Origin of the sequence: Flavobacterium aeripolare, assembly GCF_013294025.1 — a bacterium.
GTDB lineage: Bacteria > Bacteroidota > Bacteroidia > Flavobacteriales > Flavobacteriaceae > Flavobacterium.
This window is the reverse complement of record NZ_JABSNL010000006.1, coordinates 194,912-213,324: the sequence shown is the minus strand read 5'-3', so window position 1 is coordinate 213,324 and position 18,413 is coordinate 194,912. Positions and strand designations below refer to the sequence as shown.

9 protein-coding genes are annotated in these 18,413 nt (G+C 33.3%); all 9 read right to left on the bottom strand.

All coding sequences use genetic code 11. The features are described 5' to 3' along the window. Positions 1-6: 6 nt before the first annotated feature. On the bottom strand, positions 7-3,114 hold the full coding sequence (locus HNQ00_RS08965; RefSeq protein ID WP_173837988.1) for a SusC/RagA family TonB-linked outer membrane protein: 3,108 nt from the start codon (positions 3,112-3,114) through the stop codon (positions 7-9). 977 nt (positions 3,115-4,091) lie between these two features. Then, on the bottom strand, positions 4,092-6,743 hold the full coding sequence (locus HNQ00_RS08960) for a GH92 family glycosyl hydrolase (RefSeq protein WP_173837987.1): 2,652 nt from the start codon (positions 6,741-6,743) through the stop codon (positions 4,092-4,094). 105 nt (positions 6,744-6,848) lie between these two features. Further along, the gene (locus HNQ00_RS08955) at positions 6,849-9,101 is read right to left on the bottom strand and encodes a GH92 family glycosyl hydrolase (RefSeq protein WP_173837986.1); all 2,253 of its coding nucleotides are present in this window, start codon (positions 9,099-9,101) and stop codon (positions 6,849-6,851) included. Between the two features lie 145 nt (positions 9,102-9,246). Then, complete coding sequence (locus HNQ00_RS08950; RefSeq protein WP_173837985.1) at positions 9,247-11,568, bottom strand: glycoside hydrolase family 20 protein; 2,322 nt, start codon at positions 11,566-11,568, stop codon at positions 9,247-9,249. 164 nt (positions 11,569-11,732) lie between these two features. Beyond that, positions 11,733-13,976 (bottom strand): GH92 family glycosyl hydrolase, encoded by a 2,244-nt coding sequence (locus tag HNQ00_RS08945; RefSeq protein WP_173837984.1) that lies wholly within the window; start codon positions 13,974-13,976, stop codon positions 11,733-11,735. Positions 13,977-13,986: 10 nt separating this feature from the next. Continuing rightward, positions 13,987-15,105, bottom strand: coding sequence for a family 10 glycosylhydrolase (locus HNQ00_RS08940; RefSeq protein ID WP_371739048.1), 1,119 nt, complete (start codon positions 15,103-15,105; stop codon positions 13,987-13,989). 30 nt (positions 15,106-15,135) lie between these two features. Then, positions 15,136-16,293 carry a glycoside hydrolase family 18 protein gene (locus HNQ00_RS08935; protein ID WP_254598473.1) on the bottom strand — a complete coding sequence of 386 codons (1,158 nt, stop codon included), beginning with the start codon at positions 16,291-16,293 and terminating at the stop codon, positions 15,136-15,138. 30 nt (positions 16,294-16,323) lie between these two features. Next, a complete protein-coding gene (locus HNQ00_RS08930; protein ID WP_173838014.1) occupies positions 16,324-17,400 on the bottom strand; it encodes a carbohydrate-binding family 9-like protein in 1,077 nt (358 codons plus the stop codon). Positions 17,401-17,404: 4 nt separating this feature from the next. Beyond that, positions 17,405-18,370, bottom strand: a complete 966-nt coding sequence (locus HNQ00_RS08925; RefSeq protein ID WP_173837982.1) for a glycoside hydrolase family 130 protein — start codon at positions 18,368-18,370, stop codon at positions 17,405-17,407. Positions 18,371-18,413: the final 43 nt, after the last annotated feature.

The following is an 18,413-nucleotide window of genomic DNA, read 5'->3' as shown; positions in this document are numbered from 1 at the left end:
TATCTTCTAAAATTTGACATTTAAACTAACTCCGTAACTTCTTGTAGAAGGTAATCCATAATATTCAAGACCTTGAGCGTTACCATTACTGTAAGCTGCTTCTGGGTCAATATTATCAATACTTCTCTGGATATAAAACAAATTCTTTCCTATTACTGAAATATTAGCGCTAGTTAAAAATGTTTTCTTTAAAAACTGTTGAGGAATATTATACCCAATACTTACTTGTCTGAATTTAATATAATCAGCATCCTCAACAAACTCCTCAGCGATACCTGAAATTCTCCCCCAGTAAGTAGCTAAATTTTTAGGAGCAACAGTTGTTGTGAAAGGTAAACCTGTCGCATCATCAATACCATTAACAGTTAATCCGTCTTCACGACCTTCTAATGTCATTTTATGTTGACCTCTTCCCACTGCTCCAGCATTTGTTCCTGAAAATATTTGGCCTCCAAATTTAGCATCAATTAGAAATGATGCATTAAAATTTTTATAAGTAAAGGAATTGTTTAAACCCATTGAGTAAGGAGGAACTCCTTGCCCTAATTGTTTATTTCCACCATCTTTTGCTCTTGGAACACCATCAGAATCAATCTCATAAATAATCATTCCATCATCATTTCGAGCGTATGACGTTCCATAAATCACACCATAAGGTTGACCTACAATATGACTAATTTGTACATTTTGACTACGAGCCTGACCTAAATTAATATCAGAATTTGTTGCATTTGTTGCCACTACCTTTCCATTATTATAAGCAAAATTAAAGCTAGAAGTCCATTTGAATTTTTGCGTTTTAATTAAATCCCCTGAAATAAGCATTTCAAATCCACTATTGGTAATTTCACCTAAGTTAGCTATTGAACTTCCATATCCTGAAGTTTCTGAAGCACTTACTTCTACAATATCTTTGGTAGTAGTTTTGTCATAATAAGCTAAATCAATTGATAATTTACCATCAAATAATCTAGTATCTAAACCAAATTCAATTTCATTTACATTATAAGGAACTAAGTTTCCATTAGGAATACTACTATTAGAAATACCTCCTAAAGATTGACCTAAATGTCCTTGTCCAAAAATCCCGTAAGTTAAACCTAATGAATAAGGATTTGGTGCTCCCCCGGCTAATTCAGAATAACCAGCTCTTAATTTTGCAAAACTTATCCACTTTGGTAATTCAAAAGCATCACTAAGTATTACACTTGAGTTAACAGATGTATATAAATCATTATTAGGGCTAGTTTTTCCCGGAGCTGACAATGTTGAAAACCAGTCATTCCTTGCCGTAAAATTTAAATAAACCAATTGTTTATAGTCAAATCCAAAAGAACCATAAATAGAACTCATTTTTTGTTTACTATAAGCATATTCTGTACTTTGATCTTTTGTGTTTTTGACAGTCTCTAAATTTGCCACAATAAATCGATCTCCGTTCAGTTTTAACTGCTCTCTCTCTTGAGTATTACTAGAAACTCCAATAATTGAATTCGTAGAGAAATTTTTAGTAATGTTTTTATTGACACCCAACATAAGATCTGAATCGGTTTGAGTATATCTTCTTTCTTCTTCATTCATCCCTCCTTCTGTTTTATAAGCAGTCCCCCAAGGCTCTACAGAAGTTGCTTTTCTAGTATATTCATCTATACCTGTTCTACCCGAAAGATATAACCAATCTAGAATATCATATTTTAAAGATGCAGAAGCAATAATTCTATTTTTCTGATCTTCATTTCTGAAATTATAAGCTGCGAAGTACGGATTAGTAGAATAAATATTAGTTGATGTCGCTCTCTCAGAACCATCTGCATTTGTTCCAGGATTCATTGTTGTTATATCAACGTTTGCCGGTAAAACTGCAACAGAATAGTTTGCATTCCCTGGCGAATCTGATAACCTTGGTCTGTTATTAGTACTTTCTCTAATATACTTAATATTTGTACCTAACGTTAATTTATCTGCCAAAACAGATCCTAAATTTAAAGAGAACGTTTTTCTGTTAAGACCTGAATTTGGTACAATATCATCATTTGACAAATCAGATAAAGAGAATCTATAATTAGATTTTTCATTAGAGTTAGAAATTGCAACAGTATTGATATAAGTTGCTCCTGTTCTATAGAATTTATCTACATTGTTTCCTGCATAAGAATAAGGTCTTGACACACCATCCCAATTTACAACATTAGAACCATCTAACTTAGCTCCCCATGAAGAATTTGGATTATCAAAAGCCATCGCTTCTGTTGCTGGTGCTACTCCTAAAGTTCCTTGCCCGTATTCTTTTTGAAAATCTTGAAGTGATGAATTAACCTCATCAAATATCAGTGAAGAACTATACTCGACACCTAATCCTTTTTGATTTTTTCCTGATTTAGTAGTGATCATAATTACACCATTAGCAGCTCTAGATCCATAAAGTGCAGCTGCAGCACCACCTTTTAAAACACTAATAGAAGCAACTTCATCCGGATTTATACTGGAAATTCCGTCTCCACCATCACTACCACCATAGGTTCCTGCAGAACCATTAGTGTCGTTCCCCATTGGCATACCATCAATGATATAAAGTGGTTGGTTATCTCCTGTTAAAGAAGTATTACCACGAATAATAACTCGACTTGAACCCGCAGCTCCTGTTGCGTTTCCTGTGATATTTACACCTGCAATTTTTCCCTGTAGACCATTAATAGCATTTGTTTCTTTTAATAAAGAAATTGCATCCCCTTTGACTTCAGTTATAGAATAACCTAATGACTTAGTTTCTCTTTTAATCCCTAAAGCGGTAACAACTACCTCGCTTAAAGATTCTGCACTTTGAACTAATGAAACGTTAATTACAGTTTTATCCTTAACTGAAACTTCACTGGTGACATAACCCATAAATGAAAATTGCAAAATTGCATTCTCATTTTTTAGTTCAATACTATACTTTCCATCCAAATCAGATGAAGCCGCATTTGTCGTTCCCTTCACAAGAATGGTTGCTCCCGGTAATGTCATACCACTACCCCCATCCTTAATTGTCCCTGACACTGTTGTTTGTGCATTGGCATACTGGAAACCGAAAATGCAAAAAATAAGCAGTAGTCTTAATACTTTTTTAATCATAGTTTAGTTTTTAGATTAATATTTCAACCTTTAACTTAAGGTTAATAGTTTGTTAAAACTAAATTTATAATTCCTTATTTGCATATTATTTCGACCAATAACAATTTGTAAAAGGTGTTAGTCATTTTTTAAACTATTTAGCATCTAAAAGCGTCATTTTATAAAGTAATTTTTAGCGTAAAAAAAAACTTCCTTAAATAGAAAAACAATGTTAAAAACAACCCCAATTTGAAAGCTAAAAACAGTTAAACTCATTGAAAAATAATACAAACTCTGCATTCTCCTTTAATTCAACTCAAACGATGTATTATTTTCAAATATGTTAATAATTCATTTAATACTGCTTTTTTTTATACATCAAATAATTATAGCATAAAAAAATTAAACTGATAAGAATCGTATTAATCGAAAAATAGTCGTGCTTTAATTTTTTTTCGGTATATATTTTTTGTTAAAAAAAACAGAATGTTTTCATTTTAAATTACGATAATAATGAATAAGTAGCGCCTTTTTAAGGTTCATTCAGCGCTTCAGTAATATTTGTTTTCACCGTTTTTAAATGATTTTATTTTAGAGAAATATTCACTAAGAACAAAGGATCCTGCAGTATAAAAATGAGAAAAAACTATTTTTACGCATAGATAAAGATGCTGTTTAAATACTACTATGGATATTTAAAAAACTAGCTCTTCTTATAAAAAAAGGTTAGTCTGTTTTGGATGTCATAAGTCTTTGTTGCTTCTACAGCAGTAAGCTGACCTGGTTCAAATTCTTTGACAATTTGTAATTTAATAGACATTGAGTACTCTTTTTGAGTAAACTTCACATGACGTGTTTATCCATGTCTATCCATTAAACTAATTTTTGTGTCTCTTTATTTCAGGACGGGACAATGGCTAAAATTAAAAAGGAGGTAGTTTTCACTACCTCCTTTTCATATACATACTTATTAATAATTAATTAATGTATTGATGATTCTATAATCCCCATTTTTTATTTGGTCTTGGCCCCATTTCAAAAATCAATTCTCCATTAGATACTAAAGCCTCATGACTAAACCAACTTAAGTTATACGATTTTCCGTTTAATGTTGCAGACTGTATATAAGCATTCTCCTTTGAATTGTTGTTTGCGATGATAGTAAAAACTTTCCCTTTACCTACATTGATTTGAACCTTATTAAATATAGGGCTACATATTTGATATCTTGGGTCTCCTGGATTTGCTGGATAGAATCCCATAGCCCCAAATACATACCAAGAAGAGACCTGACCACAATCATCATTACCTGGTAAACCTCCTACATCATTAAAAAAATATTTAGCCAGCATTTCACGAACAACTTTTTGTGTCTTCCATGGACTTCCTAAACTATTATACATATAGGGTGCGTGCATAGAAAACTCATCACCTACATAGTACATATCCTTTTCAAAAAAATCATCAAGATAGTTTACTAATTTTTCTTTTCCGCCCATAAAACTTGCTAGACCAGGAATATCGTGGGGAACAAATAGTGTATAATTCTTATAATATAATTCAGTATCATGATCACTTCCTTGTGCCCAAACACTAATACTTTTGTCATAAGGTGGTAGCCATTCACCATTAATTTTTTTTCCTCGAACAAGCCCTGTTTCTTTATCTAGTACATTAATATATCTTTTTGATCGTTCCATAAATTTACTATAAAAATCATCTTTGCCTAGGGCTTTTGCTATTTGTGCTATGCAATAATCATCATAAGAGAATTCAAGAGTTCGTGCTACTGGTTCTCCATATGTTCCAAAAACATCGGCAGGCACATATCCTATTTCATTAAAGTAATCAATCCCTACTCTACCAGAAAAGCCTCTATCCCCTTTCTTATTAGCATTTTTAAGCATTGCTTCGAATGCCATATCAGTATCAAACCCTCTAATTCCTTTTACGTAAGCATCAGCAATTATTGCATCAGCATGAGTCCCCATCATAATACTACGATACCATGGATTAGGCCACTTTGGTAACCAACCACCTTGTTGATATGTATTTAACATACCATTAATAATATCAGTAGTTTCCTGAGGTTTTAAAATGACCCATAATGGATGTAAGGAACGGAAGGTATCCCATATTGATAAATCAGTATACATTACCCCTTCGTGAACTTTAAAATCAAATGGACTAAAATATCTCCCTCCCTCGTTTAAATTACGTGGACTTACAAAACATTTAGTCAATGTAGTATAAAAAATCGCTTTATCATCTTCGTCACCTTCAACTTGAATCATATTCAATTCTTTTTCCCAAACGTCAGCACCTTTTTTTACAGCCTTGTTAAAATCGAAATCCGGAAATTCTTCTTCCATATTTGCACGGGCTTGTGCTATGTCAATTAAGGATGTACTAACTTTCATCTTTACTTTTTCATTATCATTTGTTGCAAAAGTTACATACACCGCATTTCCGTCAGCTCCTTTTAGAGCCATTTCTGATCCTAATTTAGGATCTAACGTTACTGGCTCTGCACATCTCAATTGCATAGCAGTCGATCCTGAACCATCATAATATTCAATCCTAATAATATATTTATTCCCTTTTATAAGATTTATTTTATAATTTTCAGTACCGACATTGCGATACATCCACTTATCTATTACGAGTTTATCGTTAATGTACATTCTAGTACCATCATCAGTGGTTAAGTTAAAAATATGTTCTCCTGAGTGTCTTGCAACAAGAGTACCTGTATAAATTGCAGAGAAAAAGTCATCTCTTATACCCTTAATTGGTGATTTCAGCCATTCATAATTTAATTCTGAATACGTTTCAAATCCTTCTGGTTCTCCTTCTAGTTTATCATTATTATAATATTTAGCTTTAAATCCTTCCGGCACCAAACCGCTATTTACTACATTAGCTAACAGATCTACGTTAAAGGAGTCAAATTTTTTATCAAACTTTGCTACAAAATAGTTCCTAAAGTGACCTGCAATTACCATATAACCTTCAATTTCATTTTTATCAGGAATCACTTTGTAATATCCTGGAACATAAACACCATCGAAAACCACTGATGAAGCTTTAGATTTAGGAAAAGTAAACTGAAAAAAACCAGTTTTCGACGCCGCTGTAAATTCTGTTTTTATATTGTAGTCCTCTAAATTCACAGCATAATAATGAGGTTTAGCAATTTCAGTATCGTGACTGAATTTTGATGCACGAGCCTCAGCATCAATCTGCACCTTACCTATCATCGGCATTAAAGACATTGGCCCCCAATCACTAACAACAGCTCCATTAGGATAGCGTGTACCACGAAACCCTTGAATCTTATTTTGATCATACCAGTAAGGTACTGGTACATTATTCACACGATTAGTCCATTTCGCAGTCTGTGGTGTCCAATGCGTCAAAGCAGATGGATTACCAACGATAGGAGAGACATATCCTAGAGGCTCCTCTGCTTCTGTAACAGTAATATTAGCAATACTAGGCGCAGTACCAACACGAGTGTCTACATAATTCAAATATTCTTTGGCAGGAATTAGCCTTGAATTTCCAGAAACATCTTTAAGTTGCTTACAACTCAAACACAGTAAAGCAAATGCGCATATACTAAAAGTTATTTTTATTTTTTTTATCATAATTTATTTTATTTTGCGATAACGAAACGCACGTTATTTAAAAGCTATATTATTAAAATGTATACCGTTCCTAAGCCACATATTAAACTTCAGATAGATAATTCTTCACTTTTGAATTATTTTTAAAGTTGACCCATTTACAAAATCATCGTGGGTTATAAAAAAGCTTTTATAGTTCTTTCCGTTTAGTTCTATATTATTAATTTTATCATTTTTAGAACCTTCTCGTTCAATAACGATACTTTTATTTTTGTAATATTCAGAATCTAATTCGATAGTAATTTTATCAAAGACTGGCGCAGTAATGGTATATTCTGGATTGCCTGGCGCAATAGGATAGATTCCCATCATCGAATATACTAACCAAGCCGACATTGTACCTGTATCATCATTTCCTGGTAAACCATCTGGTTTATTTTGGAAATATTTTTTTATCAATTTTTTTACTAACTCTTGACTTCTCCACTCTTCTCCTTTTACATAGTTGAACAAATAAGGATAAGCAATATCAGGCTCATTAGCCATATCAAAATAGTTGTTATCAAAAAGCTTTTGCAGTTGATTTGTAAATTCTTTTTTACCTCCCATCAATTTCATTAATCCATTAATATCATGCGGGACCATAAAAGCATATTGCCAAGCATTACCTTCTATAAAACCAATATTTTCTTCAAAATTAGCACCAGATAGAGGGTCAAACGGCTCATAAAAACTACCTTTTTCTGTTCTTGGACGCAATAATTTTAAATTTTTATCATATAATTTTCTATACGATAACGAACGATTTTTAAAACGCTCATAGTCTTTTTTATTTGCTAAGGCTTTCGCCAAAATAGAAATAGCATAATCAGAAGCATTGTATTCTTGAGTAGTAGAAACCGATCCTTTGTTTTTTGTAGTAACAAAACCTTTCTCTATATAATCTTTCAATTCTGGACGCAACGGATTATTCTCGATTTGATCAGCACTTTTAAGCATGGCTTTGTATGCCTTTTGAACATCAAAATCCTGAATCCCTTTTAAATAGGTATCAGCAATTACAATACTAGCTGGATCACCCACCATCGTAAAAGTTTCTGTAGCATTCAATTCCCATTTCGGCAGCCATCCATTTTCATCATACATTTCCAACATACTTTTTATCATATCAGATTGCTGCTTTGGATATACCAATGACATCAGCTGATGCAAATTTCGATAGGTATCCCAAAGTGAAAAAACTGTATATCTCGTTCCTTCTGTTTTACCTATTTTGCCCGTTTTAATCTCCGGATAATCCCCATTAGAATCATTTAAAGTATTAGGATGAATCAAAGTGTGATACAAGGCCGTATAAAAAACTGTTTTGTCTTCTTTTGTGCCACCTTCTACCTTAATTCTAGAAAGTAAGTCATTCCATTTTTTGTACGTTTCTTTGTAAACGGCATCGAATGTTTTATTTGATGTTTCATTCTCTAAATTTTCACGGGCGTTAGCAATGCTCACATAAGAAACACCGATTTTGACTTCAACAGTTTCTATTTTATCAAATTCATAGGTAAAATAAGTCCCAATACTATCTCCAACAACCATTTTAGTATTGTTATCCATCATGCGCATTTTACCATTATATCCCATCCATTGTGCTTCAACACCTTCGTGTTTCGCAGGTTTTTTCCAAACTCCAAATGAATCAGCAGGTTTAGAAAATTGAGCCACAAAATAAACTGGATAAGCATCTTCTGGACTATTGTAACAAAACGAACCTACATTGCGCATTCCTTCAATCTCAGTAGCCGAGACTACTTTTACCATTCCGCCTTCTTCATTGGTTAAGCCCACTCCAAGATTCAGTAGAATATTAGACTGCCCTTTGGGGAAAGTAAACCTACTTACACCAACACGTTTTGAAGCTGTAAACTCTGCTTTGATATTGTATTTATCAATCTTCGAACTGTAATAAGCCGTTTTTGCCACCTCATCAGAATAAGTGGAACCGTATTTTAAATGATTTGTTTCTACTTTTCCTGTGGTGGGCATCAGCAATAGAACACCCAAATCAGGGCAACCAACCCCACTTAAATTCACCTGAGAAAATCCTGTTAAAAAAGTATTTTCATGAACATAAGGATTCGACAACCAACGACTGTCTTTCTCTAATGGTAAGTTTTGTGGTCCCGCTACATTAAACGGACTAACACTAGCCATTCCTCTAGGTGCAATTGGCCCGGGATAAGTAGCCCCAAAATTAGAAGTACCAATAAAAGGATTGACATAATCAGCGGGTTGCTGTTGTGCACATAAATTAGAGTAGCAGATAGAAACTACCACCACAAATATAGATTTTACTATTACTTTAGTTTTGTAAATTAAAAGCATATCATTTATTTAGTATTTATTTATATTTTTAATGTCCAAGCTTCTTTTGAACATAAATTATTTTTTAATGGTACCTGAATAATAACTTTAGACCCTTCATAGATTTATTACTATTTAAAACCCAACTAACCATCTCTTACAAATTTTAATTTACCTGAATTTCGTCAACAAATAGCCAAGTTCCGCCGCCTGTAGGACTCTTTTTCAAATTAGTAGCAACCACTTTTAAAAATCTTGACTTTGTTTTATTAAAATCAATTTTAAAATCTTTAAGTTCGTCATTCCCATTTGCTGCAAAAGCACGCGTTAACTTTCCAACTTCTATAAAATTAATATTATCATTAGAGATTGAAACAGTCACTGTAGTAGGAAAATAAATTCCTGATCCTTGACTTTCTAAACTCCCTAAAATTACTTGTTGAATCTCTTTTTCTTTTTTTAAATCAATAACCACTTCCATATCGTCTTTTAACCAAGCCTGCCATTGTCCATCGTGAAAATTCTTAGTTCCTCTGATAATGTTTACCAAACTTAAAGCGCCATCACCTTTATAACTATCATTAAATGGTATTTTAAAAGTGAGTTTGCTTGCTACCGCTTTATGAAACTGAATGGTATCAATAAAAATTTTTCCTACAGGCTTATCGTCCTTAAACAAAGAAGCTTTGAATAATGTAGTTCCCTTAACCTCAATAGGATTAGTGTATTTAATTGCATTTTCAGTTATCTCTTTTTCTCCAATTAGGTATCGAATGTCAGGATTAGGAAATTCGTTTTCTAAACTTAAGAGCACTTTTTTCGTATCCACATTTACTATGCTACTTACTGTTATCATGTAAGCGCTTTTAGCATAGTTAATCCTTAACGCATCGTAACGCTTAAACATCGCCCCCAATCTTATGGAGAAATCTTCCCAGTTACGCGAATCTTTTGTACTCCATAAAACTTCAGACAACGCCGCTAGTCTAGGAAAAAGCATATATTCTGAAAGTGCATCTGAAGTTATGTATTCTGACCATAAATTGGCTTGACCACCAAGAACATGTTTTGCTTCGGCACGAGTCATCGACTCTACGACAGGGTCAAAAGCATATACTTTGTGTAAAGGTAAAAAACCATTAAAAGCTAAAGGCTCTTCATTTTGAGGACCTTGATAAAAGTTAAAATAGCAGTGAGATTCTGGTGTCATAATTACATCATGTCCCTGCTCAGCGGCTTCAATTCCGCCTTTAGTTCCTCTCCAGCTCATTACAGTTGCTTCGGGAGCTAAACCTCCTTCTAAAATTTCATCCCAACCTATTAATTTTTTGTTATTTAAAATTATGAATTTTTCAATTCGTTTTATAAAATAACTTTGCAATTCGTTTACATCTTTTAAGCCTTCTTCTTGAATTCTTTTTTGGCAATCAGGACAAGTTTTCCAATGGTCTTTGGTTGCTTCATCACCACCAATATGAATGTATTGTGAAGGAAAGATTTCCATTACTTCACTTAGAACGTTTTCTAAAAAATTGAATGTACTTTCTTTGCCTGCGCAATAAATATCCGTAATAGGCCAAACTCCTCCCGAGGGGGCACCAATAGCACTTCCAAAACAAGACAATTCAGGATACGCCGCAATCGCTGAACTTACATGCGCCGGCATTTCAATTTCAGGAATAATTTCTACATTCTTAGACTGAGCATATTTTACAATCTCTTTTAATTCTTTTTGCGTTAAAAAACCACCATATGTTCCTTTATCCGTAGGACTATTTACTGCTCTAATATCCCAAGCTTTGTCTTCTTGATCAACCCTCCATGCACCAACTTCCGTTAATTTCGGGTACTTTTTAATTTCGATTCTCCATCCTTGATCATCTACTAAATGTAAATGCAGCACATTCATCTTATGCATCGCTAGACGGTCAATAGTTTTTAAAATATATTCTTTATTAAAAAAATGTCTCGATAAATCAAGCATCAATCCCCGCCATTGAAAACGAGGTTTGTCTTTTATATCAATTGCAGGAATTTCCCAAATGGTATTCGCAACTACCATTTCACTTTCTATTGCAACAGGCAATAATTGCCTCATAGTTTCTAGACCATAAATAAATCCAGCACTCCCTTTAGCAGTAATAACTACACTTTTTTTAGAAACTTTCAATTCATAAGCTTCTTTTTTAAAACTATCATTTACTTTTAATTGAACAAAATTACTTTTAGGTGCTTTTGAAACAACATCAAATTTTAGTCCCGAAGCTTTTTCAAATTTGTTAATTAATGTGGAAGCAATTCCTCTTTGCTCGTCATCGCTAACGACAAATTCTGTTTCATTCGAAAACTCGAACACTCCATCAGAAAATACCATTTCATTGGGCTTTGGAATGATTTGAATCTCTTTTTGACTAAATGCTTTTTGCCCTAAACAAACATTCGTAACTGCAATAAACACTATAATCAATAAGCGGTCGACTTTATTCATTTTGGTTTCTATTAATTTTTAATTAAACGGTGTAATTTAAAATGGTAGTACAACGCTTTTTAACCTAAGAAAATAGTGTTCTATTAACCATACAATCAGTAATAACAGTCTCTATCTGTCTAAAAGTGCTAATCAATTTGTTCTTTGCACTTTTTTAAATTCAATTAGAAAACTATTGATGACAAAGCCATCGTGTTAGTTGCTTTTTTATTTGGAGTACTCCCCATTTTAAAAGTTAAAGTCCCTCCCTTTTCTATCTCTTTGTGAGTAATATAGTATCTGTCAATCACTTTACCGTTTAATGTAACGGACTGAATGTAGAAATTTTCATCACTATTGTTAATTGTTTTTACAATAAATTTATTCCCATTTTCTAAATTAATAGTTGCTGATTCGAATAAAGGTGAGCCAAAAGCATAAATTCCCTGTGCTGCATTTACAGGATAAAAACCGAGAGAACTAAAGATATACCAAGAAGACATTTGTCCGCAATCTTCATTTCCACAGTGTCCGTCAGGCGTGTTTTTATATTGTGTCTTTAAAATTTTTCTAACTAATTTTTGTGTTTTCCAAGGTTTATTTACATAATCATATAAATAAGCTACATGGTGACTTGGCTCATTCCCATGGGCATATTGACCTATCATTCCTGTACTAAAAACAGGAAGCTTATCCTCCGGTAACGGATCTAAACTAAACATAGTATCTAACTTTTTATCAAAGGCATCTCTACCACCAACTATTTTTATTAATCCTTCAACATTTTGAGGAACAGACCAGAAATATTGCCAAGCATTACTTTCACAAAAATAGGCGCTATACTCTTTAGGAATAAAGTCACTTATAAAAGTACCATCTTTTAATTTTGGTCTCATGAATTTACTTTTAGAATCATACAAATTCCTCCAGTTTTCAGAACGTTTCAAGAAATAATTATAATCAGCTGTTTTATGTAATGCTTTTGCAAACTCCGCTAGGCACCAATCATCATAGGCATATTCTAAGGTTTTTGATACTGACCAATTCTCATTTTGATCTCCTACAGGAATATATCCCATTTTTTTATAAACATCTAACTCTCTTAAATTAACCATTGAGCTTTCTTTGCACGCCTTATATGCCAAGTCAACATCAAAATTCTTAATCCCTTTTAAGTAGGCATCTACGATTACAGGTATCGCATGATTACCAATCATCATATTTGTTTCATTTCCTTGCAATGACCATACAGGCAACAATCCTGTTTCTTTATAATGTGCCAATAAGGAATTAATCATATTAGAAACTCTCTCTGGATGCAAGATTGTGTACAAAGGATGTGCAGCACGGTAGGTATCCCATAAAGAGAACGTATCATATCGATCAAAACCTTCTGCCTTCATTATTTTTCCGTTAGCCCCTTTATACTCTCCGTTATGATCACTTAAAAGTGTGGGAGCTAGCATGGATTGGTACATCATCGTATAGAAAATTTTCTTATCGTTTACATTAGATGTTGTAACCTCTATTTTATGAAGTTCCTTATCCCAAATAGAATCTGCTTTAGCTCTATATTTTTCAAAATCAAAATCAGGAGCTTCGATCTCTAAAGATTTGTATGCTCCTTTAATGGAAGCGTTAGACAAACCTGTTTTTAAAACAATAGCCTCATTATCATTAGTCGAATAATTCAATATTATTTTTGACTTTGTTGCGATTACTGGGCTACTTGTTAGTGTATCATTTTTAAATATTTGAAAAGACTTGAATGGTTTTGAAAGTTTTATAACAAAGTAAAGGCGCTGATCTTTTGCCCATCCCGTAGACATTCTATATCCTTCAATAGTTGTGTCGTCAACCACACTTAAGTGTGTTTTTGTAGGAGCGTCCCAGTTTAATGCATATCCTAAGTCAATATGAATTTGAGATAAAGTGTCTTTTGGAAATGTATATTTATGAATTCCTGTTCTAGCAGTTGCGGTAAGCTCAGCCTTAATACCATAATCTAGAAGATCTACGGTATAATATCCTGGTGAAGCCTGCTCTTTATCATGAGAAAACTTAGAAAAAGGCATAAAATTATTTTCGGCAATTTTTTTTGTGAATCGACTATTTGTAGGCATTACAAGAATGTCGTATAAATCTCCGGCACCTGTACCCGTTAAATGTGTGTGTGAAAAACCGGTAATAATAGAATCTTTATAAAAATAACCTGCAATCCTATCCCATCCTGGAATACCAATATCTGGACTTAATTGAACCATTCCAAATGGAACTGTCGCTCCTGGATACGTATTACCAGGACCGTCCGTACCGATAAATGGGTTAACAAGACTCGTCAATTTAATTTGCTCCGCTGTTGTCTCTTTTTTGCAACAGATCAATAAAGATGTAAATAGTACTAAAAATATAAAACCAATTTTTCTCATTTGTTTACTTTTATTTTAGGCTTGCCTTAGTTTCTTTAATCGTTTTTATATTTGCCGCTGTTAAAGCCGCTCCATCAAAAAATGTAATTCCTTTAGCGCCATTTTCTTTGGCTAAAACAATCGCTTCTTTCAGTTCGTCCTCTGATTGTAATCCAGGAATATAAACCCCGGTGTTAATTCTAATTTTTGTGTCTTTTAAATCAGTTACACCTTGTTTAGTTGCGTACCCTATCCAATCAATTTCTTCGTTATAAAAATTATGATAGATCATAGGATAAACTTCATCAATATTCCATTTATCCCAGCGTTGGCGTACCATATGGTCGGCCATTTCTGGATAAGGAAATACCGCAGCTGTTAATTTTTTATTGTGTTTATGAACAATTTTGTACGCATCGTCGACCACTGCTTTAATAGCATTTAATCTAAAGTTCTTCCATTCCATATCGATTGAGGTATTTTTACTTTCCCTCGGATTTTTATGGTGTAATTTTTCAAAAGCAGCAACACAAGTATCACAATAACAGAAGTCGTATTCTGGCATTTCAAACTCTTGTTTTAAGTTATACTTAGGCAATAAACCTATTGGTAAAAAAATATCTGGAAAACGAATATAATCTAAGTGCACACTTTCGATTCCATCCACTTTTGCCAAACCTTCAACTAAACTTAGTACATGATTTCTAGACTCTTTCCTTGTAGGGCAAAGCCATTGGTAATAATCCACATAGGGACGAGTATCAAAACAAGATTTCCCGTCTTTGCTAACCATATACCATTCGGGATGCTGTAGTGCAATAGAATCTCCAGGACGATTCATTGCCATAATCCAGGCATGAACTTTTAATCCTTCTTTTTTAGCAACAGGAACCAATCGCTTTAGAAGTTCAGCATCTGTGTTTGTATTAATTAAAACGGCGTCAATTCCCCCCTCTTTGTATTTTTTAAATTCACTTGTATAAAAAGCATCCGATTTTTTAGCATCTGCACCTATCCACACACCAAACTGAAAAGCTTCTTTTATTTCTTCAGTGCCTTGGGTTATATTTGCATCTTCGCCTCCTATTTTACTATTGCACGCTATAAAAAGTAAGCCAATTATAAATGTCGCTATATATTTCATCTTCAATGGTAATTAATTAGTTTATAATTTATTTTATCATTTTTTAATACTTTCAAAAAGTTGCTCTAATAATTCTTTGTTATTATCTAAACTATATTCCCAAAACATAGCACCGCCAAGTCCACTTTCCTTTATAAATTCTGATTTTAATTTTATTTCTTTCGGTCTTTCATAAGATATAAAAACACGGTCTTCTGCGTTCCATAAATAGGATGCTTTTGCCTCGTTATCGTATAATTTCTTGAATTTTCCAGACTGCATTTCTTCGGCTATTTTCCAAGAAGAGATAATCTCATTTGTAGTTTCGGCAGATTGATACAATCCATTATTTTCTGGTGATACCTTTTCCCATTTTCTACCGTAAAAAGGAATTCCTAAAATAAGTTTGTTCGCAGGAATACCCACTTCTAGTAACCTAGTAATGGTACTAGCCCCGTTATTTCCAACAAATTTTACATCACTCGAAGGGTATAAATTGGCATGATGTCCAGTTTGATGAAACGGTCCGCTATAAAAATCGTAACACATCACATTTATAAAATCAAGATATTGATGCGCCTTTTTTAAATCAGTATGATCAATGTATTTTTGATTTGCTCCGGCTGCTATAGTTAATAAATAATGTGTTTTAGCTACTTTATCCTGAATGTCTAATTGTTTTCGTAATTCACTCAGTAATAAGGTGAAATTTTCTTTATCAGCAGTTCTAAAAACATTATCCTCCCCAAGTTGCCCTGGATATTCCCAGTCAATATCAATACCATCAAAATCATAGGACTCCATTAATTTAACTGCACTTTTAGCAAATTTTTCTCTTGAATCACTATAAGCAGCTATATCTGAAAATTGATCTGACCAAACCCAACCGCCTATTGAAAATAAAACTTTCAAATCAGGGTTTTGTTTTTTAAGGCGCATTAAACTCCTAATTTTTATGCTATCCGTAGCTAATTCAAATTGAACACCGCCATCAACAATATTGGCAAAAGCATAATTAATATGTGTCAACTTTACAGCGTCAACTTTTGCTGGATCAAAATCTTCATAACCCGCAACGTAACCTATAATTTTTAAATCTTTGTTTTTATTTTTCTGATTTTTTTCTAATGAAGAACAAGCAAAAAAACTGCTTATAATTACGATTATAAAACTTGATCTAATTAATGTATTGTATTGTTTAAAAAGATTCATCATTACGATTTATTTAAAAAATATTTATTCAAATTAATTACTTTTTTCTAAAAATTGGCCATCTTCCTTTATAACTAAGGTTTTATTAGAAAAAGGACTTATAATTGATATAGTATAGCCTGCCAAACAATTTTCCAGTACTGGCTTCAAAGTTCTACCGTCAACTGTAATACTTCCCTTTGAAATCGTAGCTAGTGATGTAGCCCAAGATTTATGCGTTTTATGATATGTTTTTTGTTTTCTATAGAGACTAAACAATTCCCATTTAATTTTATCGTCCTGTGGAACCGTGAAAAAATCCTTATTCCCAACCTCTTTTGACGAAAAATAGACATAGCCCCATTTTTCTGGTTCATGCATATTAATCACTCCCATAGGCGACCAAACCCAGTTATATTCTGGCAAGAACTTCCCTTCAGTACCTTTCTTACGCTGGTACTTACCATCAATGATTGAATGCTGCCAGTTTACTCTGGAAAAATTCACCCTCCAAAAATTATCTTTAGGCACGTTATCCTCCCCATACGATTTTCTAAATGCAGCCCAAGGAATCGCCATTTCTAAAACCCATCCATTATCTATATCTAATGAGTTATTCAGCGTTCCATTTACTTTTACCGCTGACTTTAATCCATTGATGTCCCAATCATTTAAAACGACATTTTTTTCTCGATAAGGTTTATTTATAAATAAGTCCCATACTGTATTTAAAGCATTTATTTCTAATTCAGAATAATTTTGAGTATCTCCATCTGGGTCAATAAAAACTTCAAAATCATTATTGTAAAAAATTATAGTATCTCGTTGTTTTAAATTTGCCCAAACATGAGGTTCCTCCATTTTTGCAAGTATATAATAATAATTGTCATCCCAAAGCATTTTTATTTGAGTATCATACTTTGGTTTTTTAACACCTTCAATATCTATAAAAGGAGTCGTCCACTCTGCTTTTTCCCAAGCTGCTTCTGCTGCATCACCATCGATAGTTATTGCAGTTGGGGTTTTGTAAGCAACGTAGCTTTTGGGTGTCATTTCGCTATTTGATTGAGCATAACTCAACATCGAAAAACAACCTAAAATTACTGACAGTATTTTACTATTATCTCGCATCATTTTATAAACTATTATCTTTTGTAAATTGAACAACTTCACTTAATTTACCAAAAGCCAGTGCTACCACAGTATCTGCAGCACCATAATAAACCGCTAATTTATCCTCTTCTAAATCATGTAAAGCGGCGCATGGGAATACCACATTAGGCACATCACCTACTTGTTCATAATTTACCGTTGGTCCTAACAAATAAGGTTGTGTTCTATATTTCACATTATCTGGTTTTTCTGTATCTAAAATAGCCGCACCCATTGCATAACGGAAACCATTACAAGTATTGATAACTCCGTGGTACAACATCAACCAACCTTCGTCAGTAAGAATAGGAATTGGTCCTGCCCCAACTTTGGTGCACTGCCAAGCACTGTCCTCAAAGGGAGTCGGTTTCATAACTAATCTGTGTTCTCCCCAATACTTCATATCTGGACTATAACTGATCCATATATCTCCAAAAGGCGTATGGCCGTTATCACTTGGACGGCTTAACATAGCATATTTACCGTTTATTTTTTGTGGAAACAAAACACCATTTCTATTAAAAGGCAAATAAGCATTCTCGCATTGAAAAAATTCTTTGAAATCAAAGGTATAACCAATGCCTATTGTTGGTCCGTTATATCCGTTGCACCATGTAATCCAATAACGATCTTCAATGAATACCACCCGTGGATCGTATTTATATGCTGATTCAATCATTTCAGTATTACCCGCTTTCATTTCAATAGGTTCATGATTGATATCCCAGTCTATTCCATTTTTACTAAAACCTGCAAATATATTCATTTGCACCGCTTTATTGTCACATCTAAAAATTCCTGCAAATCCGTCCCCAAAAGGAACCACAGCACTATTAAAAATACTATTAGAAGACGGAATTGCATTTCGATCAATAATGGGGTTATTTGAATATCTCCACATTACATCAGTACTATTTTCTGGCTTATCTTGCCATGGAATTTTATTCATTTTTGTTGTTTTATTTTAGTAATCTTTGTTTTTGTCTTTTCCA